The sequence below is a fragment of the Sphingorhabdus sp. EL138 genome (genome assembly GCF_945862485.1).
GTDB lineage: Bacteria > Pseudomonadota > Alphaproteobacteria > Sphingomonadales > Sphingomonadaceae > Sphingorhabdus_B.
In genome coordinates, this window is the sequence record NZ_CAMAYF010000010.1 from 1 (window position 1) to 22,178 (window position 22,178).

21 protein-coding genes and 1 pseudogene are annotated in these 22,178 nt (G+C 55.5%); 11 read left to right on the forward strand and 11 right to left on the reverse strand.

Features of this window, described 5'->3' with window-relative positions; genetic code table 11:
- The 6 genes and pseudogenes from Q0O33_RS05930 to Q0O33_RS05955 all read right to left on the reverse strand — a co-directional run.
- A pseudogene (locus tag Q0O33_RS05930) lies at positions 1-406 on the reverse strand (tryptophan synthase subunit beta); the annotation flags it as partial.
- Positions 393-1,034, reverse strand: coding sequence for a phosphoribosylanthranilate isomerase (locus tag Q0O33_RS05935; protein WP_295497281.1), 642 nt, complete (start codon positions 1,032-1,034; stop codon positions 393-395). The gene Q0O33_RS05935 and the pseudogene Q0O33_RS05930, both read right to left, overlap by 14 nt.
- A 182-nt stretch (positions 1,035-1,216) precedes the next feature.
- Positions 1,217-1,891 (reverse strand): orotidine-5'-phosphate decarboxylase, encoded by a 675-nt coding sequence (gene pyrF / locus Q0O33_RS05940; RefSeq protein WP_295497282.1) that lies wholly within the window; start codon positions 1,889-1,891, stop codon positions 1,217-1,219.
- On the reverse strand, positions 1,888-2,184 hold the full coding sequence (locus Q0O33_RS05945) for a hypothetical protein (protein WP_295497283.1): 297 nt from the start codon (positions 2,182-2,184) through the stop codon (positions 1,888-1,890). Before Q0O33_RS05945 ends, pyrF begins: the two co-directional genes overlap by 4 nt.
- A 102-nt stretch (positions 2,185-2,286) precedes the next feature.
- Complete coding sequence (gene purB, locus Q0O33_RS05950) at positions 2,287-3,597, reverse strand: adenylosuccinate lyase (RefSeq protein WP_295497284.1); 1,311 nt, start codon at positions 3,595-3,597, stop codon at positions 2,287-2,289.
- 131 nt (positions 3,598-3,728) lie between these two features.
- A complete protein-coding gene (locus Q0O33_RS05955) occupies positions 3,729-6,350 on the reverse strand; it encodes a TonB-dependent receptor (RefSeq protein WP_295497285.1) in 2,622 nt (873 codons plus the stop codon).
- Positions 6,351-6,562: 212 nt separating this feature from the next.
- Between Q0O33_RS05955 and parC the strand changes: the two genes are divergently transcribed.
- Positions 6,563-8,887, forward strand: coding sequence for a DNA topoisomerase IV subunit A (gene parC / locus Q0O33_RS05960; protein ID WP_295497286.1), 2,325 nt, complete (start codon positions 6,563-6,565; stop codon positions 8,885-8,887).
- Here parC and Q0O33_RS05965 read toward each other — a convergent pair.
- From Q0O33_RS05965 to Q0O33_RS05980, 4 genes are read right to left on the reverse strand one after another with little or no spacing between them, the layout of a single operon-like run.
- Positions 8,875-10,107, reverse strand: a complete 1,233-nt coding sequence (locus Q0O33_RS05965) for a CCA tRNA nucleotidyltransferase (RefSeq protein WP_295497287.1) — start codon at positions 10,105-10,107, stop codon at positions 8,875-8,877. The two genes, parC and Q0O33_RS05965, sit on opposite strands and share 13 nt — an antisense overlap.
- Positions 10,104-10,676, reverse strand: a complete 573-nt coding sequence (locus Q0O33_RS05970; protein WP_295497288.1) for a CoA pyrophosphatase — start codon at positions 10,674-10,676, stop codon at positions 10,104-10,106. The genes Q0O33_RS05965 and Q0O33_RS05970 overlap by 4 nt, the downstream gene beginning before the upstream one ends.
- Positions 10,673-11,224, reverse strand: a complete 552-nt coding sequence (locus tag Q0O33_RS05975) for a DUF1285 domain-containing protein (protein WP_295497289.1) — start codon at positions 11,222-11,224, stop codon at positions 10,673-10,675. Before Q0O33_RS05975 ends, Q0O33_RS05970 begins: the two co-directional genes overlap by 4 nt.
- Before the next feature lie 38 nt (positions 11,225-11,262).
- Positions 11,263-11,742: an N-acetyltransferase gene (locus Q0O33_RS05980; RefSeq protein ID WP_295497291.1), complete on the reverse strand. Its 480-nt coding sequence runs from the start codon at positions 11,740-11,742 to the stop codon at positions 11,263-11,265.
- A gap of 169 nt (positions 11,743-11,911) precedes the next feature.
- On the opposite strand from Q0O33_RS05980, the gene Q0O33_RS05985 reads away from it, so the two are divergent.
- A complete protein-coding gene (locus Q0O33_RS05985) occupies positions 11,912-12,757 on the forward strand; it encodes a DUF1499 domain-containing protein (RefSeq protein ID WP_295497293.1) in 846 nt (281 codons plus the stop codon).
- A gap of 19 nt (positions 12,758-12,776) precedes the next feature.
- Here the strand turns inward: Q0O33_RS05985 and Q0O33_RS05990 are convergent, their stop codons facing one another.
- The gene (locus Q0O33_RS05990; protein WP_295497294.1) at positions 12,777-13,910 is read right to left on the reverse strand and encodes a PQQ-dependent sugar dehydrogenase; all 1,134 of its coding nucleotides are present in this window, start codon (positions 13,908-13,910) and stop codon (positions 12,777-12,779) included.
- A 187-nt stretch (positions 13,911-14,097) separates the two neighbouring features.
- On the opposite strand from Q0O33_RS05990, the gene rimP reads away from it, so the two are divergent.
- From rimP to truB, 9 genes are read left to right on the forward strand one after another with little or no spacing between them, the layout of a single operon-like run.
- Positions 14,098-14,658, forward strand: coding sequence for a ribosome maturation protein RimP (rimP, locus tag Q0O33_RS05995; protein WP_295497296.1), 561 nt, complete (start codon positions 14,098-14,100; stop codon positions 14,656-14,658).
- A 3-nt stretch (positions 14,659-14,661) separates the two neighbouring features.
- Positions 14,662-16,272 (forward strand): transcription termination factor NusA, encoded by a 1,611-nt coding sequence (nusA, locus tag Q0O33_RS06000; RefSeq protein ID WP_295497298.1) that lies wholly within the window; start codon positions 14,662-14,664, stop codon positions 16,270-16,272.
- A complete protein-coding gene (locus tag Q0O33_RS06005; RefSeq protein WP_295497300.1) occupies positions 16,250-16,960 on the forward strand; it encodes a DUF448 domain-containing protein in 711 nt (236 codons plus the stop codon). Before nusA ends, Q0O33_RS06005 begins: the two co-directional genes overlap by 23 nt.
- Before the next feature lie 21 nt (positions 16,961-16,981).
- Positions 16,982-19,534 (forward strand): translation initiation factor IF-2, encoded by a 2,553-nt coding sequence (gene infB / locus Q0O33_RS06010; RefSeq protein WP_295497303.1) that lies wholly within the window; start codon positions 16,982-16,984, stop codon positions 19,532-19,534.
- 29 nt (positions 19,535-19,563) lie between these two features.
- Positions 19,564-19,968: a 30S ribosome-binding factor RbfA gene (rbfA, locus tag Q0O33_RS06015; RefSeq protein WP_295497305.1), complete on the forward strand. Its 405-nt coding sequence runs from the start codon at positions 19,564-19,566 to the stop codon at positions 19,966-19,968.
- 32 nt (positions 19,969-20,000) lie between these two features.
- Positions 20,001-20,279, forward strand: coding sequence for an AbrB/MazE/SpoVT family DNA-binding domain-containing protein (locus Q0O33_RS06020; RefSeq protein ID WP_295497307.1), 279 nt, complete (start codon positions 20,001-20,003; stop codon positions 20,277-20,279).
- On the forward strand, positions 20,280-20,672 hold the full coding sequence (locus tag Q0O33_RS06025; protein ID WP_295497309.1) for a type II toxin-antitoxin system VapC family toxin: 393 nt from the start codon (positions 20,280-20,282) through the stop codon (positions 20,670-20,672).
- A complete protein-coding gene (locus Q0O33_RS06030) occupies positions 20,672-21,253 on the forward strand; it encodes a thymidine kinase (protein ID WP_295497311.1) in 582 nt (193 codons plus the stop codon). The genes Q0O33_RS06025 and Q0O33_RS06030 overlap by 1 nt, the downstream gene beginning before the upstream one ends.
- A gap of 6 nt (positions 21,254-21,259) precedes the next feature.
- Positions 21,260-22,162 (forward strand): tRNA pseudouridine(55) synthase TruB, encoded by a 903-nt coding sequence (gene truB / locus Q0O33_RS06035; protein WP_295497314.1) that lies wholly within the window; start codon positions 21,260-21,262, stop codon positions 22,160-22,162.
- The last annotated feature ends 16 nt before the right edge of the window (positions 22,163-22,178 follow it).

Here is a 22,178-nt window from a genome sequence, read left to right on the forward strand (position 1 = left end):
CATGCTGGCCAGCGCCGGTTTCCGCTATGATGCGCGTCTTGCCCATACGAATGGCGAGTAAAATCTGACCAATGCAATTGTTGATCTTGTGTGCGCCGGTGTGGTTCAATTCATCGCGTTTGAACCAGATTTGCGCGCCTTTGCCTGCCGGCGCGTCCTTGCGGACTTCCTCGGTCAGGCGCTCGGCATAATAAAGCGGCGAGGGGCGGCCGACATAATGTTCCAGTAGATCATCAAACTGCGCGGCAAAGGCCGGATCCTGTTGCGCCGCGCGATATTCGCGTTCCAGATCGAGCACGAGCGGCATGAGCGTTTCGGCGACATAGCGCCCGCCAAACTGCCCAAAATGGCCGCGTTCATCAGGTTGGTTGCGAAACGAGTTCGGGGAGCGTTCAGTGATTGTCATAGTCCCGCACCGCTTGGCAGAAGGCCGCAATCTTGTCCACATCCTTGATGCCCGGCGCGGATTCTACGCCGGATGATGTGTCGATCAAATGCGCGCGTGTTTGGCGCAAAGCCTCCTTCACGTTGCCGGGGGTCAGGCCGCCCGCAAGGCCCCATGGAAGCTTGTGTGTATGCTCGTTCAGCAAAGACCAGTCAAAACGCATGCCACTACCGCCGGGCAAAACCTGTGCGGGTGCGTCGAACAAGATGAGATCGGCTGCATCGACATATTCATCTGCAGTTTTGAGCGATGCAGCATCCCGAACGCCCAAGGCCTTCCAGATTTCGATGTCCAAAGTGCTTTTTAGGGTACGGAGCCATTGTGCACTCTCGGAGCCATGAAATTGCAGTATGTCGGGTTTGATGACCTCAATCGCTTTGGCGGTCAGGCCGGGTTCGGCATTCACCAGCAGAAGGACAACCTTTAGCGAGGCTGGCGCACGCATCTGAAGTGCTGCGGCGTGTTCCAATCCAACATGACGCGGGCTTTTTTCGAAATGGACGAGGCCAATATGCGATGCGCCTGCTTTGGCGGCGGCATCAACGCTAGCTTCGTCGCTGAGGCCGCAGATTTTAATGTTTGATGGCATGATTGCACCTTAGCGAACCAAAACATTCCCGTCATGCTGAACTTGTTTCAGCATCCATCGCGCCGCCGCGACCCACATTTTGTAAAGAAAAATAGACCCTGAAACAAGTTCAGGGTGACGAGAGGGACGGCGGCAGTTCGTTATGCCAACACAAGTTCAGTATGACGGGGAATGCGAATGACTTAAAGCGTGCCCATAATCGCCCGTGCAGCATCGTCAGGGCTCTCTGCTTTCGTAATCGGCCTCCCAATGACCAAAATGCTCGCGCCATCGTCACGGGCTTGTCTGGGCGTCACAGTGCGTTTCTGGTCGGCGGCGGTTCCGCCAGCGGGGCGAAGGCCGGGGACGACGAAGAAGCCATCCTTCCATGCCGTTTTCGCGGCCTTTACTTCATGTCCCGAACAGACAATGCCATCAAGGCCAGCTTCCTGCGCGAGCGCGGCCAAGCGGGCAACCTGAAGTTCTGGACTGTCGGGTACGCCCACACGGTTGAGATCATGATCGTCCAAGCTGGTCAGGACAGTCACCGCCACCACTTTGGTATGCAGGCCTGCGGCAGCTTTGGCATCCTCCATCATCGCGCGGCCACCGGCGGCGTGGATGGTGACGATGGCGGGTTCAAGCGTGTTGATTGCCTGCATCGCCTTGGCAACAGTATTGGGAATGTCGTGTAATTTTAGGTCGAGAAAAATTGGCAGGCCCAATTTCTGCACCTCATGCACGCCGTGATGGCCATTGGCGCAGAAAAATTCGAGGCCGAGTTTCACCCCACCAACTTGGCCCTTGATACGGCGGGTCAATTCCAGCGCGTCTTCCAGATATGGCGTGTCAATGGCGACGAAGATCGGGTTGGTCATATCGAATCCACAGCAGTGTAAGCAGGCGGCGGAGAGGCAGGTGGCGGGGCTGGTGTCCGCTGGTTGCCCTCAAGCGTCATTATGCGCCGCTTCAAGCGCCATATTTGTGTCCGGTGCAAAAGGTACAAAGGCAAAAATCCGAGAAGGAATGCAACGGTAACCAGCGCGGGCAATTTGGTGTCGAGTCGAAGCCCACCCCAAAGGCTGACCGACACAGGGGCCCAATTTTTGGTGGCGAACACAATCAAACCGACAATGATCGTTACCCAAATCAGCGTTTTTAGAAAGCGCATCGTGCGGTTTCTCCTTCTGATGCACATCTTATGGAAACTTTACCCCTTTGGGTAGGGGTTAGTGTCTTTTCTTCTAATATGCTTCAAACAAGGGCGGCGTGATTAGCCAAATACGCGGTCGAAAATTGTGTCGATATGCTTGAAATGATAATCAAGATTGAAACGATCTTCGATTTCCGATGCAGTCATTTTTGCGGTGACATCTGGGTCAGCTTTCAGCAGTTCCATTAACGACTCTGCACCATCTGTCTCCCAAACCTTCATCGCATTGCGCTGCACGATACGGTAGCTGTCCTCACGGCTAATGCCCGCCTGCGTCAGTGCCAACAGCACGCGCTGCGAATGGACAAGTCCGCCCATGCGGTCGAGATTTTTTTGCATCCGCTCTGGGTAGATCAGCAACTTGTCCACAACACACGTCAGGCGGCCCAGCGCGAAATCGAGCGTGATGGTCGCATCGGGGCCGATATAGCGTTCAACGCTGGAATGGCTGATATCGCGTTCATGCCACAAAGCGACATTTTCGAGCGCCGGGGTGACATAGCCACGCACCATGCGGGCAAGGCCCGTCAGGTTTTCGGTGAGTACGGGATTGCGCTTATGTGGCATCGCCGAGCTGCCCTTTTGACCCGGCGAGAAATATTCCTCCGCCTCCAGCACTTCGGTGCGCTGCAAATGACGCACTTCGGTCGCTAGCCGCTCAATTGAGGAGGCGATGACACCCAGAGTCGCAAAATACATGGCATGACGATCGCGCGGGATGACTTGAGTCGAGACAGGCTCAACCGCAAGGCCAAGTTTGGAAGCGACATGCGCCTCAACTTCGGGGTCGATATTGGCGAAGGTACCGACAGCGCCCGAAATCGCGCAGGTGGCGATTTCTGCACGTGCCGCAACCAAACGTTCGCGGCCGCGGGCAAATTCCGCATAAGCTTGTGCCAGCTTCATACCAAAGGTCACGGGTTCAGCATGTATGCCATGGCTGCGGCCAATGGTCGGCGTGAACTTATGCTCTATCGCGCGGGTTTTGATGGCGGCCAGCAGGGCATCCATATCAGCCAACAAAAGGTCGGTCGCTTGCGTCAATTGGACCGCTAGGCACGTGTCGAGCACATCGGAGGACGTCATCCCTTGATGCATGAATCGCGCCTCGTCGCCGACTTGTTCGGCAACCCATGTCAGGAAGGCGATAACGTCATGCTTGGTAACGGCTTCGATCGCGTCAATAGCTGCAACGTCGATAGAAGGGTTTGTCTCCCACCATTTCCACAGGGCTTGGGCGGCGGATGCAGGCACAACGCCGCGTTGGGCCAACGCATCTGTGGCGTGCGCTTCAATTTCAAACCAAATGCGGAAACGGTTCTCCGGCTCCCAAATCTTGACCATGTCGGGGCGGGAATAACGTGGGATCATAAGAAACGCTTTCGGCTGATATCGGGAGTCGTGGTCCCGTTAGCAGGCGTATGGTTTGGCGTCAAAACGCCTTACAAAAAAGAAGGGCGCGGGTTTTACGCCGCGCCCTTCATGTTCAAGTTCTTGAGCGATTAGAAATCGATCGACACACGACCGTAAACAAACCGTCCGCTGAAGCCGAATGGCGACTGCGAGCTGTAAGGCAAGAACGCGTTGTTAAAGCCATAGTTCACGCCATCAACTGTACCAAAGGGCAGGCGGTCTGGATATGTGTCGAGAAGGTTGTTTGCACCAAATGCGACAGAGACAGACTCCACTGGCTTAAAGCGGAATTCAAGATCTGTGACCCATTTTGGCGACAAGAAGATGTCACCTGGGACAGAGCCGGGCGCTTTCGTGATATCGCTTGTTGGGTTTGTTCCCGTCACGGTGGTGAATCCACTTGGCAAGAACACTTCACCATAACGGTTGGTGCGCAGCGTCATACCGAAGTTATCATAATCCCAATCCAGACCGACGTTCAGCTTGTTCTTCGGCTGCCCTTCGGTGAGGCGGAAGCTTTCCTGACGGGCAAACAGGCGTTGCGCGGTGAAACCAGAAAATACGCGACGATCTGTGATTTTCGTGTCGTTCAAATTATAACCAACGCTCACCCGGAATTGGCCAAGACCAAATTCGGGTACGCGGTAGCTTGCGACAACATCGAGACCGGTGGTCTTGGTATCGATACCATTGATGAAGAAGCGTGCCGAGCTGACGCCGGTGACGCCTGCTGCGGTCAGCAACGCCAGAACATCTGAACCCTGCAGGTTTTCCGTCAGCGTGATGCGGTCGTTAATTTCAATATTATAGTAATCCGCCGTGATGCTCAGTCCGCTAATTGGGGTAAAGGTAACGCCTGCGCCCAAATTGATGGATTTTTCTGGCTTGAGCGGCTGCGCACCCAAAGCGACAGCAACTGGCGATGATACCGGGAATGTCCCGATTTCAATTAAAACGCCGCCAACATTGTTCGTGGATGTCGCGGCATAGGATCGCTGTGCAAGGCTAGGCGCGCGGAAGCCAGTCGAAACCGAACCACGCACAGCAACGCCATCAATCACTTCAAATCGCGCCGCGGCTTTACCATTGATGGTGTCGCCAAAGTCGCTGAAATGCTCGTAACGGCCGGCCAATTGAAGCGTCAACTGGTCTGTGAGGTCCGCGTCAAGTTCGGCGTAGCCAGCAAAGCTGTCACGCGATACGTCGGTTTCGTTGGCCGGACGGAAACCAGGAAACACCTGGGCGCCGCCAGCCGCATTGAATGGCGCTGCTGAGAACGGTCCGTTGACGTAGCTTTGCAGTTCGCCAGCAACAATCTTGTAGTTTTCGTTCCGATATTCGCCGCCAAAAGCGAAAGAAACGCTCTTGCCGATGCCGATGTCCAGATCACGTCGCATATCGAGGTTAATCGAGGTTTGGCCGGACCGCAGTCCGCCTGAATTGAAACGACGGGCGCTGGCTACGCCGCCGAGTGACGTGTTGACTGTGTTTTCGATCGTATAATCCAAACGGTTCGATCCGTAGACCGTCGAGAGGTCATAGTCCCAGCCGCCTGTGGTACCGCGAAAGCCCGCCGCAGCAGAAACATCGACAATGTTACTCGCGATTAACGGCAAAAATCCGTCTGCGTAGAGAGGAATGAAACTGGTGGTAGATGCTGCCCAGTCGCGGTTACGCACATCGGAAGCGCGACGATAGAAACCTGCGCCATTACCGTCGCGTACGCCATAGCTACCGAAGGTATAGAATTCTGCCGTGTCGGAAAATTCATAACCTGCGTTCACGAAGAAGTTCAGGTCTTTTGATACACCATCACCATAACGGTGGGCATAGCGGTTAAAGGTCGCTTCGCGTGGATCGCCAGCTGCGAAATAGTTGCGGCGGATATCTGGACCAGAACGGTTTGTGGGCGAGCGGTCCTTATACTCTGCCGTAAGGTTCAGATAACCGCTTTCGCCCAATGGCAGACCAAAGTTCGAAGCGAATGTATAGGTGTCGCCGTCGTTCCGTTTACGATCTTTGCCGGTGTAGGCAATGATCGGGTTGTCAGACAACCCAGTCGTCAAGGACACGGTGTTGACCTGACCAACATCTTCCATTTCCGTGATGTACTTGCCAAATGTCGCCTGCGCGCGGCCGCCCATGCCTTTTTTCAATTGGACGTTGATGACGCCAGCAATAGCATCGGAACCATATTGCGAAGCTGCACCGTCGCGCAGCACTTCGAGGCGCTCAATCGCCAATGGCGGAATGGTGTTGAGATCGACGGCGGTCGAGCCACGGCCGACAGAACCGTTCAAGTTGACGAGAGCAGACTGGTGACGACGCTTGCCGTTGATGAGCACCAGAACCTGATCAGGCGCAAGACCGCGCAGTGTTGCAGGGCGCAGCGAGTCCGTTCCATCCGTCAGCGAAGGCTGTGGGAAGTTGAACGATGGCACAAGCTGGTTCAGCAACTTGTTTGTTTCGGTCTGGCCACTGTTTAGCAAGGCATCAGCCGAAATGATGTCGACGGGAACCGTGCTGTCCGCCACGGTACGGTCAGTACGGCGCGTACCGGTGACGATAATTGCATCTACGCCAGTTGCTTCTTCGACGGCCGCATCTTGCGGTGCGCTATCTTGAGCAAAGGCTGGATTTGCCGCAGCTACAAAAAGAGCAGTTGTCGAAACCGTCACTGCCAGTGCTGAAATGAGCTTATGCGTCTTCATTTTATTTCCCCGTTGTCATGCATATATTTGGTTTACTTCTGCGAATCTGGCACTTTAATATCGTAAGTTCCAGCAAAGTCGCAAAATTGAAATATTTTGCCATGGATGTGTGGCTTTGTGGCAACGCACTTATATTCGAAAAACTACATTTAGCTGTGGATTGCTGAAATCCTCGCTTTGCGACAGCGGGTTGGCCCGCTATCGGCTTGTTCATGTCTGATATTGTTGATGCTCCAGCAGAAGATCCGTTTGATGCGATAGTCGATGCGCCGTTTGATGCGGCTTTGTCGGAACGTTATTTGATCTATGCAATGTCGACGATCACGGCGCGCTCTTTGCCAGATTTGCGTGACGGGCTTAAACCAGTGCATCGGCGTTTATTGTGGGCGATGCGCCTGTTGAAGCTTGATCCAGCCAGCGGATATAAGAAATGCGCGCGCGTCGTTGGTGATGTGATCGGTAAATATCACCCGCATGGCGACCAGTCTGTGTATGACGCCATGGTGCGCCTCGCGCAGACATTTTCCCTTCGCTATCCTTTGGTCGATGGACAAGGGAATTTTGGCAATATCGACGGCGATAATGCTGCTGCTTACCGTTATACCGAAGCGCGGCTGACAAAGACAGCCATTGAGCTGATGAACGGGCTCGATGAGAACGCGACCGATTTTCGGCCCACATATAATGGCGAAGATGAAGAGCCAGAGGTCATGCCTGGCCTGTTCCCGAATTTGTTGGCCAATGGGGCCAGTGGGATTGCCGTGGGCATGGCGACAAGCATCCCGTCGCATAATGCCGCCGAGATTATCGATGCGGCCATGCTGTTGATTGACAATCCGCAGGCCAGCCATGACCAATTGATGGAAATCGTGCGTGGTCCCGATTTTGCGACGGGTGGCGTTCTGGTGGATAGCCATGCAGTCATTAGTGCTGCTTATGCCTCCGGCCGTGGCGCCATGCGTGTTCGTGCGCGTTTTTCGAACGGTTGGCAGGATGACAAGGGATGGGAGCCAACGGGCGTTGAAAAACTGCCCGGTGGGACATGGCAATTGGTTGTGTCTGAAATTCCCTATCAAGTGCAAAAGGGCAAGCTGATTGAACAAATCGCGCAGCTCATCGCCGATAAGAAGCTGCCCATTCTCGATGATATTCGCGATGAAAGCGACGAGCATGTCCGCATTGTGCTTGTGCCAAAAAGCCGCAATGTTGACCCCGAAGATCTGAAAAACGCCTTGTTCCGCCTGACCGATTTGGAAACGCGTTTCTCTTTGAACATGAATGTGTTGGATTCTGACCGCACGCCCAAGGTCATGGGCTTAGGCGAAGTCCTGTTGCACTGGTTGCGGCACCAGATTGAAGTGCTCGTCCGTAAATCCCATCACCGGCTTGAGAAAATCGATGCGCGGCTGGAGCTGGTTCAAGGCTATATCATCGCCTTCCTTAATCTTGACCGCATTATCGAGATTATCCGCACGGAGGACGAACCCAAGCCCGTCATGATGGCGGAGTTCCAATTGAATGACCGTCAGGCCGAGGCCATTTTGAACATGCGTTTGCGGTCGTTGCGCAGACTCGAGGAAATGGAGCTGCGGCGGGAGCTTGAAGCGTTAGAGGCTGAGCGGGAAGATCTCGTAAAGTTGATCGAGAGCCCGGCGCTCCAAAAGAAACGGTTGAAGAAAGACCTGTCGGCACTGCGGAAGAATTACGCCGAAGAAACGGCGCTTGGACGCCGCCGGACAAGCTTGGAAGAGGCAGGGCAAGCGCGCGAGATTTCGCTTGAGGCGTTTGTGGAACGCGAACCCGTGACTGTCATCATGTCAAAGCGCGGCTGGATCAAGGCGATGAAGGGCCATGCGGACCTATCGGCGCGCGCGGATTTCAAATTTAAGGAAGGGGATGGGCCCGCTTTCGCCTTCCATGCCCAAACGACGGACAAGATCCTGATTGCCACCGCCAATGGCCGTTTTTACACCTTGGGTGCCGACAAGCTTCCCGGTGCGCGGGGCTTCGGTGAACCTGTGAGCACTATGATCGACATTGAAGCTGGCAATGACATTGTCGCTACTCTCCCGGCCATTGCTGACGGCCGGATGTTGCTGGCAGCTACGACGGGTAAGGGCTTTATCGCGCGAATGAGCGACGTGATCGCCGAAACGCGCAAAGGACGCGGCGTTGTGACATTGAAGCCAGGCACGCGGTTAAAGGTCGTCCGCCTTGCGCCGCCGGAAACTTCGGATGAAGCGGCCTTGCGCGATCAATATGTTGCCGTGGTGGGCGATAACCGGAAATTGGTCGTTTTCCCGATGACCGAGATCCCCGAAATGTCCAAAGGGCAGGGCGTCACCTTGCAGCGGTATAAGGACGGCGGGCTTGCAGATGCGGTGTGTTTCCGCATGAGCGAAGGATTGAGCTGGACCATGGGTGGCGACAGCGGACGGATGCGGACGGAGAATGACATGTCATTATGGCGTGTCGCGCGCGGCGCCGCTGGCCGATTACCGCCGCAGGGTTTTCCGCGTAACAATCAATTTGATTGATTAGGGTCGGCTAAAGCCGCTTTTACCCCTTGCACCGCCAGTTCGCGCTGGCGTGCGACATCCGGAAAGTCCTCCTGTATCCACGCAGCTTCAATGGCTTGCAGCGTTTTTGCGACGAGCGGACCGGGCGGTAAACCCATGCTGATCAATTCGCCGCCCTTGATGACGAGGGTAGGAATGTCCCATTGCTCCAGCCGCGCGAGACATTCCGGCACATCTGCATCGCCAGCATATAGCATCACGGCATCGCGCGCGCTGTCGATATCGGCCCCATAGGCGATAGCACGGACATTAAAGGGGTTCGGGACCCCTACGCGGAGCCGTTGGGCAAGGCCCTCGCGCATTTTGTTCGACAGTTTCAACCGCGCCGCAACCTTATCAACGGCAACATAGTCGCGGGTTAAAAGCGCCAGAAAGCGTGCCGGCAGAGACACGGGCTGCTTAAATTGCGCTTCACGCTGCACAAGTTGTCGCAAGTCATTAGCGGCACTTCCCGATAATTCAGGCAGAAACGGCGTGAAGATACCGTTCCGGATCATAAGATCGACCGATGCGACTGGATTATTCAATCCTAATAAACGGGTCAGCTCCTGCGCGATGCGTTCGCGGGACAGGGCGGTCAGCCCATGCGCGCCATTGGCGCAGGCTTCAATGGCGTCGGTATCAATCTGCCCGCCGCCATATCGGGCAAGGAACCGGAAATAGCGCAAGATGCGCAAGAAATCCTCGGCAATCCGTTGATGGGCATCGCCAATAAACCGCAGTCTGCGCGCCTCCAGATCACCCAAACCATCAAAATAGTCGAAGACTTCCCCGCTTTTTGGATCGGCGTATAAAGCGTTGATCGTAAAGTCGCGGCGGCTTGCGTCCTCTTGCCAGTCCGTGGCAAAAGCAACCGTCGCGCGGCGGCCATCGGTTGCAACATCGCGGCGTAATGTTGTGATCTCGTAATTCTTGCCGTCCACGGCGGCGGTGACCGTTCCATGTTCAATGCCAGTGGGTATGGCCTTGATACCAGCCGCTTCCAAACGGTTGATGACTTCATCTGGTAATAACGCCGTTGCGATATCAACGTCAGATACGGGCAAACCGACCAGCGTGTCGCGCACCGCGCCGCCGACATAACGGGGGCCGCCATAAACATCATCCAGCGCCGCCAAAACGCTTTTCAGGCCATTGGCATGCTGCCATTCGGCATCGGGCAGGCGGACCGGCGTCATGCCAACCGCCGCACGAGATTGGCGATGATCCCCGCCGTCACGCCCCATATCCGTCGTTCGCCCCATTGCATGTCATAATAGCTGCGTTGTTGCCCATTCCAAGCGGCTTCTTTTCGAATTGAATTGGTAGGATCAAGCAAGAAGGCAAGCGGCACTTCGAAATAGGCATCGACTTCTTCGGGGTTGGGCTGAAGCTCAAGGTCCGGTGGTATGATGCCAACAACGGGCGCGATGCTGTATCCGCTGCCGGAGAAATAGGTGTCCGCTACGCCGATGACTTCAACCGTCGCGGGCGGGATGTTCAATTCTTCATGCGCCTCACGCAAAGCCGCCGCGATTGCATTTTCATCGCTTTCATCAACCTTACCACCGGGAAAGGCCACTTGGCCCGCATGGCTGCGCAACCATGTGGGGCGCTGAGTCAAGATGACACCAGGTTCTGCCCGATCTGTTATGGGGATCAGGACCGCCGCCGCACGGTGGGTGTCCACGGCAAAGTGCCGTTCGTCTTCAATCTCTATGCTGAGCGCGGGATCAAGCGCCGCTTGCAACCTGTTCCGCCAGTTCATGCAGGCGCAGCCAGTTGGAATTGCGCGCCTTTGCTCCAAATGCTGGGCGCTTCCGGACTTTCCGCAAGCGCCAAATTGGCGAGTTCGTAATAGACGGGGCGAGCAAGTTTTGCGAACAGCCCGCCGCGCACATGCACATATAACATCCCGCCGCGCATTTCGATGGCGTGATCGGCATCGGCGAAAATAAGGTCGTCGCTATTCAGGCGGAACGCCAAGCTGCGTTCTGGTCCTTCGCCTTCGCTTTGCAATTCTACCGCAATGAACGGCGCGTCGTCGACAATGATCGAGAGCTTTTGCTGTGGCGTCACAAGCCAATATCGCCCATCGGCATCGCGGCGCAATAGGCTGGAGAAGGCACGGATCATGGACGGTCGTGTTATCTCCCCGCCCTGATGGAACCATTTGCCGTCCGACGCGATCCGCATTTCGCTGTCGCCCACATTGGCGGGCTCCCAGCTTTCCACCGGAGGCAATTTTCGGGCTGCAACAAGTTCCGCAATATCGGATAGCGTAAGCTTTGCTAGATCGGGTGCTTCATAAGGCATAGGAACGCGATAGGTCCAATAAGGCCAATCGTCAAAGCTTAGTCATTTGGCCCAAGCATGCCGTGCGTTGGTAATGCAACCATTTCGCTATTGCGCAGAAGCAATCGCCGTGGTTCCCAAGGACCCGGCAAGGTCCAGCCAGATGTGCCTTCCGCCTCAAAACCAAAGCGGCCATAATATTCCGGATCACCAATCATCACCATTGGCGCATCCTGCGGTGTTACGGCGTTCAGCATCAATTGCATCAATTGTGTTCCAAGCCCTTCATTCTGGCGATGGGTGGCGACAGCGACTGGCCCGACCAAGATCAATTCAGCTTTGTCCACGCGCACTGGCCAGCATTGAATGCTTGCCACCAGTTCACCTTCGTCCAGAATTCCAAAGGACAGATGATTGATGGCCACCATGCCTTTGCGCAGCAAATAGGCTGTGCGCATATGCCGGTCCGCACCGAACGCATCATCGAGTAAAGCGTTCAACGCATCTGCGGATATGCCTGAAAGGGGCGTGTTATGCATTAATCTTGCCGGAATATGGGACACAATAGCGGCGTCCCCTGTCATTGTGGAGGTTGTTTGTCCAATCGAATATGTTGTCGTTAACAATTAAGCCGCCGCAAATTGCCTTTCGACGGAACATCCATTAGCATGCGCCACTTAGATGGTTTCGTCACGCAGGAGAGAGAATTTGACCGATCAGCAAACGCCCCATGCGGCAACAGACGCACCATGGTCAGATACTTCCGCGCAACCGCGTGCCCAAAAAGATATTCTTGGCTATGTGGTTTTGATTGCAGGCGTTGGTGCTTTGGTCTGGGGCGCGGTTGCGGCAGTTGGCACAGGTTGGGGTTTTTGGGCCTTTACATCGGGTCTGAAGGGCGTTGCTGCGGCCTTTCTTCTTGGGATTGCGGCCATTTTGATTGGTCTGGTGCAAGAGTGGCGCGTGCGTAAATCCACCACCCCACCATTGCGTGCGCGGCGCTGGGTTGGGATGCTGGTTGCTTTGGTTTATGTTGGTTGGGTCGGGACGTTTCTTGTGAAGGCGCTCACTGTCCCTGCGATCCACGATGTGTCGACCGATCTTGCCGATCCTCCGGCCTTTCAAACATTACAATTGCGTGCCGATAATTTTGATAATGTTCCGGGTGCGGACGATGCGAAGATGCGCGGCCTGACGCCGGAACAACGTTGGGCGATGGTGCATCAAAAAGCTTATGGCGACATCCGTTCGGTGCGTGTGAATGAACCCGCGCCTATGGTTGTTGCTAAGGCGGAGCGTTTAGCCAAAGCGCGTGGTTGGAATGTGGCTATTTCGTTGCCCGAAGAAGGGCGTTTGGAAGCAACAGAAACCAGTGCGTTTTTCCAGTTCAAGGATGATGTCGTGCTGCGCGTCCGTCCGTCGGCTACGGGCGAGGGCAGCATTGTCGATATGCGCTCTGTCAGCCGTGTTGGGCAGAGCGACTTGGGTATGAACGCCAAACGTGTGCGGTCATTTCTGGCCGATTTAACGGGAACAGTGACGGCGGCGCAGTAAAACGCCGCCGCCAAGCAAGTTATTTCTTCGGCGTAAGCTTCAGCAAGCGACCCTGTGAACCAGCGCGTTCGTCTTCCAGCAGCCAGATAGCGCCATCGGGGCCCTGTTCGACTTCGCGGATACGCGCGCCCATGTCCCATTGGTCTGCCTTAGTGGCATTTTCGCCGTTCAGTTTCACGCGCACCAAAGCCTTGGCACCAAGGCCGCCGATAAACGCGCTGCCTTTCCAAGCCTTAAACATGTCACCAGAATAAATCATGAGGCCGCCAGGTGAAATGGCCGGGTTCCATGTAACCTTGGGCGCTTCAAAACCATCACCTGCTGCGTGGTCGGGAATGTTCCGGCCGTCATAATGGTCGCCATTCGACACAGTTGGATAGCCGTAGTTTGTTGCCTTTTTGACAAGGTTTAATTCATCACCGCCAGCGGGGCCCATTTCTTGGTTCCACAAACGGCCCTTCGCATCAAAGGCAATACCTAATGGATTGCGATGGCCATAAGACCAGATTTGCGACTTCACGCTGCCTTGGCCGAAGAAGGGATTGTCCGATGGGACCATGCCGCCGTCGGTTAGGCGCACAATCTTGCCAAGATTTTGGTTGAGATCCTGTGCGGGATCGAACTTCTGCCGCTCGCCGCTGCTGATATACAAGTTGCCGTCCGGCCCGAAGGCGAGGCGATGGCCAAAATGGCCTCGCCCCGAAACCTTTGGTTCCTGGCGCCAAATGATTTGGACATCGGTCAGCATCGGCTTTGTGCTTGTGAGGTCCAGCTTGCCACGGACCACTGCCGCGCCAAAGCCACCTTCACCGGCCTCAGCAAAGCTGAGATAGACCAATTTGTTGTTGGCAAAGTCGGGGTGGAGGATCACATCACCAAGTCCGCCTTGGCCGCCATACGCAACTGCAGGAACGCCTTCGACATCAACAGCATCGCCTTCATTCTGCCACAACTTGAGCTTGCCTTTTTTCTCTGTCACGAGCGCATAAGCCGTGCCGGGGACGAATGTCATGGCCCAAGGTTCCTCAAAATCCGCAACGACGGCGACGTCAAAAGGTACCGCGCTGGTGTCTGCAAGGGCGGCGTCACTCGCCGAAGGCTGGCAGGCGGCGGCCAGAAAAGATGCGCCCATCAGAAAAGACAATTTTGACATGATCCAAAGCTCCATTTTATAACTACCTCTCCCAATTGGTGGGTGAAGGCGTGATGTGCAAGACACTTGCATATGAAAGTTTTCGGGGCTATACGGACTTCATCCTTACATTGTGAGAACTTGGAAGGGCTGGCGCCACTGGGGCCGGCGCGGAATGGTATTGCATGCCGAATAAGAAAGTCTGATTTTGCCTGATCTGGATAAACTGAGCAGTTTGATTGCGCCCGAGGCGGAAGCGCTTGGCTTTGCCTTGGTGCGCGTTGCATGGTTTTCCAACGGCGCGCAAGGTAGCGACGAGCCGACCTTGCAAGTGATGGCCGAGCGTCCAGAGACACGGCAACTCAATATTGACGATTGTGCAGCGCTCTCGCATCGTATTTCTGATCTGTTTGACGAACTTGATCCAATTGTTGAGGCCTATCGTCTTGAAGTTAGCTCGCCCGGTATTGACCGGCCATTGACGCGTCTTGCCGATTTTTCGGACTGGGTGGGGCATGAGGCCAAGATCGAACTGAGCGAGCCAATGGATGGCCGCAAGAATATGCGCGGTGACCTTGCCGGGGTCGATGGCGAAAATATTCATGTCGATGACCGCAAGGCCGGACGGCTTACCTTCCCATTTTCCGCACTTGGCCACGCCAAGCTGCTCTTGACAGACCGCCTTATTGCGTCGACTGCCCCCATCAACAGCGATGGGGCGGACGAAGTAGAGGCTGAACCCATTCACGACGAAGCACAGGAAGACTAAAACATGGCCAGTAGTATTGCCGCCAACAAGGCTGAATTGCTTGCAATCGCCAACGCGGTCGCCACCGAAAAAATGATCGACAAGTCGATTGTTATCGAAGCGCTTGAAGAAGCGATCCAGCGTGCGGCTAGGGCACGTTATGGGGCCGAAAACGACATCCGTGCGAAGCTTGACACCCAAACCGGTGACTTGCGTCTGTGGCGCGTTGTGGAAGTTGTTGAAAATGTTGAAGATTATTTCAAGCAAGTCGACCTGAAGCAGGCGGACAAGCTGCAAAAGGGCGCCGTTATCGGCGACTTCATCGTCGATCCGCTTCCCGCTGTGGACTTGGGCCGTATTGATGCGCAATCCGCTAAGCAGGTTATCTTTCAAAAAGTGCGCGATGCAGAGCGTGAGCGCCAGTTTGAAGAATTTAAGGACCGTACCGGCGAAATCATCACGGGCGTCGTAAAGTCGGTTGAATTTGGCCATGTCGTCGTGGACCTTGGCCGCGCAGAAGGCGTTATTCGCCGCGACCAGCAAATCCCGCGCGAAGTTGTCCGCGGCGGCGACCGCGTTCGCGCACTCATCATGAAGGTGCAGCGTGAAAATCGCGGGCCACAAATCCTTCTGAGCCGGGCTCATCCAGATTTCATGAAGAAATTGTTCGCGCAAGAAGTGCCCGAAATCTATGACGGTGTCATCGAGATTAAGGCTGCTGCGCGCGACCCAGGCAGCCGCGCCAAGATTGGCGTCATCAGCTATGACAGCAGCATTGACCCTGTAGGCGCATGCGTCGGCATGAAGGGTAGCCGTGTGCAGGCCGTCGTGCAGGAAATGCAGGGCGAAAAGATCGACATCATTCCATGGTCGGAAGACACCGCGACGTTCATCGTGAACGCGCTGCAGCCCGCAACGGTCAGCCGTGTTGTCATCGACGAAGAAGAAGGTCGTATCGAAGTGGTCGTTCCGGACGATCAATTGAGCCTTGCCATTGGCCGTCGCGGACAGAATGTCCGTTTGGCGTCGCAGCTTACGGGTCGTGGTATCGACATCATGACTGAAGCGGAATCGAGCGAGAAACGGCAGAAGGAATTTGTCGAGCGTTCCGAAATGTTCCAGCAAGAACTGGATGTTGACGAAACGCTTGCACAATTGCTGGTCGCGGAAGGCTTTAGCGAGTTGGAAGAAGTCGCTTATGTCGATTCCGCTGAAATCGCCGCCATCGAAGGCTTTGACGACGGCTTGGCCGAAGAATTGCAGAGCCGCGCACAAGAAGCGCTGGATCGCCGCGAGGAAGCAAACCGGACCGAGCGCCGTGCGTTGGGTGTGGAAGACGCCGTCGCTGAATTGCCGATATTGACCGAGGCGATGTTGGTCGTTTTGGGCAAGGCGGGCATCAAGACGCTTGACGATTTGGCAGACCTTGCCACCGATGAACTGATCCAGAAGGCACGCGAGCCGCGGCGCAACGAACGGAGCGATCGCGAAGTGCGGCGTAACCGTACGGAAGACAAGGCAGGCATATTGGCGACCTTCGGTCTGTCTGAAGAGCAGGGTAATGAAATCATCATGGCTGCTCGCGCACATTGGTTCGAAGAGGAGGACGCGGTTGCAGCGGACAACTCTCAATGAGAACCGACACTCCCCAATAAGGAAGTGCATATTGTCAGGTGAGCATGGGACTCGTGCCCAGCTCATCAGGCTTGCCCTTGGCCCCGATGGCAGTATTGCGCCTGACCTATTCGCAAAGGCGCCCGGTCGTGGCGCGTGGATTGGCGTTTCCGGTGAAGAATTGTCCAAGGCGCTCGCCAAGGGCAAACTTGCCGGATTGCTGCGGCGGGCGTTCAAAACCGACAAGATTGATATCATCGATGACCTAACGGGTCGCATTGATCGCGGCTTAGAAAAGGCCTTTTTGGACCGCCTCGGCTTGGAAGCGCGGGCAGGGCATCTTATCTTAGGCGCAGAGAAGATAGATTCCGCGTCACGCAGTGGCCAAGTGAAGCTATTGTTGCACGCATCGGATGCAAGCGCAGATGGCAGCGGCAAACGTGACCAGGCATGGCGCGTTGGCGAAGACGCTGAGGGCTCCGGAAAGGGCGGCGTGAAGCTGCCTGTAGACCGGGATGCACTGTCGGCAGCGCTTGGACGGCAAAATGCTGTGCATGTTGCCTTGATTAACCAAAAAGCGGCGGAGCGGGTGATGCATCATCTTGGACGCTGGCTAAATTTCAAAGGATGCAGTAATGCGCCATTCGATTCCGCTGCTTTGGCTGCGGACTTGCGGGGCAATGACGCTGACATCTCCGCAATTGACTGAGTAAGGACGGGTTCTGTTTCAATGAGTGATGAAAATAATAATAAGCCGACTTTGACGCGCAAGCCCCTCACTTTGAGCCGCTCGCTTGAGTCCGGCGAAGTGAAACAGACCTTCAGCCATGGCCGTACCAACAAGGTTGTGGTTGAGGTGAAGCGCAAAAAGCTCGTCGGTAAGCCCGGTTATGCGCCCGACCCCGAAGTCGCCGCGCCTCCTCCCCCGCCGCCCCCTGCAGCGGCACCAGTAACGCCCGCGCCTGCTGCTGTGACCGCGCCAGCGCCAAAGTCACGCCCCTCAGGCAATGACATGCTCAGCCGTCAGGAGCGTCAGGCAAAGCTGCTTCGCGAAGCCGAAGAGGCCCGCTTGGCTATGCTTGAGGAAAGCAGCCGCCGTGAAGCGGAGCAACGTGCGCAGCGCACCGAAGAAGAGCGCCAACGTGCCCAGTCCAACCGTGAGGAGGCTGCTGCATCGCCGCCGCCATCCCCAGTCGTCGCCGTTGAAGCCGTCGTTCCGGCGGCAACGCATGTGGATGAACTCGCTGCGGAAGAAAGCAATCAAGACGGTGCAGCGCCGGCGCCGCGTCGCTTTACCCCCGTAGAAGCACCCAAGCGCTCAGAGCGCGAGCGTGAGGAAATCAAAAAGGCTCCAAACCGTCCAACGCGCGGTGCCGCGGATGACCGTCGCCAATCCGGTAAGCTTACGGTTACCCGTGCACTTGAAGGTGATGACGGCGCGCGTGCGCGATCACTGGCCGCGCTGAAGCGTGCCCGTGAGAAAGAAAAGCGCTTGCATGGCGGCGGTAGTCGTCAGGCACAGGTGAAGCAAACACGGGACGTTGTCGTGCCGGAAACCATCACGGTGCAGGAACTTGCCAACCGTATGGCGGAAAAAGGCAGCGACTTGGTCAAAGCATTGTTCAAAATGGGCATGCCTATTACGATCAACGAAACCATTGACCAAGACACGGCAGAGTTGCTGGTCGAAGAGTTTGGCCACAACATCACACGCGTGTCGGATGCTGACGTCGACATTTTCCATGATGACGATGTAGACGGCGCCGAAACCATGAAGCCGCGTCCGCCGGTCGTGACCGTCATGGGCCATGTCGACCATGGTAAGACGTCGTTGCTGGATGCTTTGCGCGGTGCAAATGTCGTATCCGGCGAAGCTGGCGGCATTACGCAGCATATTGGCGCTTATCAGGTGAAGGCAAAGGATGGCTCGGTCATCACGTTCCTCGATACACCGGGCCATGAAGCATTCACGCAAATGCGTCAGCGCGGTGCATCGGTAACCGATATTGTCATTTTGGTGGTGGCTGCCGATGATGGCCTGATGCCGCAGACAATTGAGGCCATTAAGCACGCCAAGGCGGCAAATGTGCCGATGATCGTTGCGATCAATAAGATTGATAAAGAAGGCGCAAACCCACAAAAGGTGCGCGAGCGTTTGCTTGAGCATGAAGTTATCGTTGAAGCGATGGGCGGCGATGTTCAGGACGTTGAGGTTTCAGCGTTGAAGAAAACGGGCCTTGATACTTTGCTTGAAAAGCTTTCCTTGCAGGCCGAACTCATGGAGCTGAAAGCCAATCCAGACCGCGCGGCGGAGGCCGTTGTGGTCGAAGCGCAGCTCGATAAGGGCCGCGGCGCTGTCGCAACCGTGCTTGTGAAGCGCGGCACGCTGAAGCGCGGGGACATATTCGTCGTCGGCGCCCAAAGTGGGAAAGTTCGTGCTTTGGTCAATGAAAAGGGACAGCAAGTATCCGAAGCTGGCCCTGCAACCCCAGTTGAAGTGCTTGGCTTGACCGGTGTTCCATCGGCAGGGGACGTTCTGACCGTGGTGGAAAACGAAGCGCGTGCGCGCGAAGTGGCTTTGTATCGCAAGGAACAATCGACTAAGGTCCGCACGGCGCAAGTCACGCCCAATTTGGAAAATCTGTTTGATAATCTGTCCGCCACGCGCGCGATGGAGTATCCTGTGGTTATCAAGGGCGATGTGCAAGGTTCGGTCGAAGCTATCGTCACCGCACTCAACAATATCTCGACCGACGACATCAAGGTCCGCGTATTGTTGGCGGGCGTTGGTGGCATCACCGAATCTGACATGTTGCTGGCGGCGGCGTCTAATGCGCCACTTATCGGCTTCAACGTGCGGCCCAATGCCAAAGCAGCTGCTTTGGCGAAGCGTGACCGTGTGCGGTTGAAATATTTCGACGTGATCTATCACCTGACCGCTGACATCGCCAAAGAAATGGCGGGCGAATTGGGACCAGAAATCATCGAAACAGTTGTTGGACGCGCCGAGGTCAAGGATGTGTTCAAATCGGGCAAGCGCGACAAGGCTGCTGGTCTTTTGGTCACCGAGGGCGTCATCAAAAAGGGTCTGCACGCGCGTCTTACCCGCGAAGACGTCATCGTGTCGAAAACGACGATCGCATCGCTGCGTCGTTTCAAGGACAATGTCGACGAAGTCCGCGCCGGTATGGAATGTGGCGTCGTCTTGGCGGATACCAACGATGTCAAGGCAGGCGATATGCTCGAAGTCTTTGAGGTCGAGGAGCGTGAACGGACGTTGTGATTTTAGCTTGGTCCTAAACGGGGAATATCATGGCTAAACATAATGATACGGGCCCCGAAGGCCGTTCGGTTCGCCTGCTGCGCGTTGGGGAACAATTCCGGCATATATTGTCCGAATTGCTCGCGCGCGGTGAGGTGCATGATGACGTCCTCAATAGCCATAGCGTAAGCGTAACCGAAGTGCGTATGTCCCCAGACTTGCGCCATGCGACAGCGTTTATCAAACCGCTGCTTGGGGTGAATGAGGCGGTGGTGTTGAAAGCACTTCGCACCAACACCGCATTCTTTCAAAAGGAAGTCGCCGCACGGGTCAGCATGAAATATGCCGCAAAACTGAAATTCCTAGCGGACGATAGTTTTGACCAAGCAACGCATATCGAAACCTTATTAAGCGCGCCCAAGGTCCAGCAGGACTTGACTGACGGTGAGGATTGACACGGGTTTAGGTAAGACGTATCTTACCTTTTATGAACCAGCAAACCACCGTATCGTCAAAAGGCCAAGTCGTCATACCTAAGGATGTGCGCGATAGGCTTAAGCTGGTGCCCGGCACTGCCTTGGATATCATCGAGACTGGCGGCGGTATGTTCCTAAAAATAGCGTCGGGCTCCCAAAAGCGCAGCTTTGCAGAATGCGACGCGGCAATCCGTCAGGCCATTCAATATGAAGGACCTCGCTTTACGGATGAACAGGAAAAGCAAGCCATCGCTGACATGTTCAAAAAATCACCCAAATTCGACGATTAAATGGACGTTGTCGATACGAACATTCTGGCCAGATATTTTCTGGACGACGACCGCGAACAGTCGCCGCGCGCACGTGCAATATTGATGCACGGTGCCTTTGTTAGCAATTCGGTTATCTTGGAAACCGCGTGGCTGTTGCAATCCCGATACAATCAATCGCCAAAGGCGATTTCGTCGGCATTGCTTGCGCTTATTGCGATGCCAGACGTTATTGTGTCTGATCCTGCCCTCCTGTCTTGGGCTTTGACACGATATGCAGACGGCGCGGATGTTGGTGACATGCTTCATTTGGTTGAAGCGGCGGGTCATGATTCTTTCCTGACCTTTGACCGCAAGCTCGCAAAACAGGCTGGTGATGCAACGCCCATTCAAGTCAAGGACGCTGGCGAATAATGGCTAAGCTTTATTTCTATTATGCGTCGATGAACGCTGGTAAGTCCTCAACCTTGTTGCAGGCGGCATTTAATTATGGTGAGCGCGGCATGAAGGTCATGCTCTGGACCGCAGCTATTGATGATCGGCCCGGCTATGGTGCGATTAGCTCGCGTATTGGCCTTGCAGGCGACGCTAGCCGCTTTGACACGGCAACCGATATCGAAAAAGCGGTGCTTGCCCAGCATGATGAAACGCCTTTGGCGTGCGTATTGATCGACGAAGCGCAGTTTTTGAGCAAAGAGCAGGTTTGGCAAGCCGCGGCACTCGCCGACAAGGCGGGAATTCCGGTTGTGTGTTACGGCCTGCGTACGGATTTCCAAGGCGAACTGTTTCCCGGATCTGCTGCCTTGCTTGGAATAGCAGACAGTCTCGTTGAGCTTAAAGGTGTCTGTGATTGCGGACGCAAGGCCACAATGAACTTGCGTGTGGATGAGTTCGGAAAAGCAGTGGTCGACGGCGCGCAAACCGAAATTGGCGGTGATGACCGCTATATCGCCATGTGCCGCAAGCATTTTAACGAGGCGCGGGCAGGGCGATAGATCAGCATGCATGGCTGGATCATTCTAGATAAACCGCTTGGGTTGGGGTCAACGCAGGCGGTTTCTGCCGTAAAGCGAAATTTGCGTGAAGCGGGCTTTGGCAAGGTCAAGGTGGGTCATGGCGGAACGCTTGACCCGCTGGCCACGGGCGTTCTGCCGATTGCTTTGGGCGAAGCGACCAAATTGTGTGGCCGTATGCTGGACGCATCGAAGACCTATGACTTTACAATCTGCTTTGGGACAGAAACCAGCGGCTTGGATGCAGAAGGGGATGTCGTTGCGACATCCGATCACCGCCCAAGCTTGGCGCAAGTTGAAGCTGCGCTTGCCCAATTTACCGGTCCCATCGCGCAAATTCCGCCTGCTTATTCGGCTATAAAGATTGACGGTAAGCGGGCCTATGACTTGGCGCGGGCAGGTGCGGTCGTGGAGATGAAATCGCGTGCCGTGACGGTGCATGACCTTTGTATACAAACGGATGCGACCACTGGCGCGTTGAACGCCGTCACACTCACCGCCGATGTCTCCAAGGGCACCTATATCCGCAGTTTGGCGCGGGACATTGCGTATGCAGTCGGTACAGTCGGGCATGTTTCTATGTTGCGCCGCACGCGCGCGGGGCCGTTCAGCGTGCAAAGCGCGATTTCGCTAGACAAACTGAATGCATTCGGCCATGGAGCCGCCCAAGAAGACATTATCTTGCCGATAGAGGCAGGGCTGGTCGACATCCCGGCTCTTAATCTCTCCCCGGAACAGGCAAGGGCGGTCCAACAGGGCCGCGTCTTGACCGGGATTGCCATGAAAGATGGGCTACATTGGGCGAGGGACGCAGATTTGCGGCCTATCGCATTGGTGCAGAACGTCGACGGGATATTGAAAACCGTCCGTGGCTTTAACTTAACTCCATGATGTTCGAAGGAAAAAT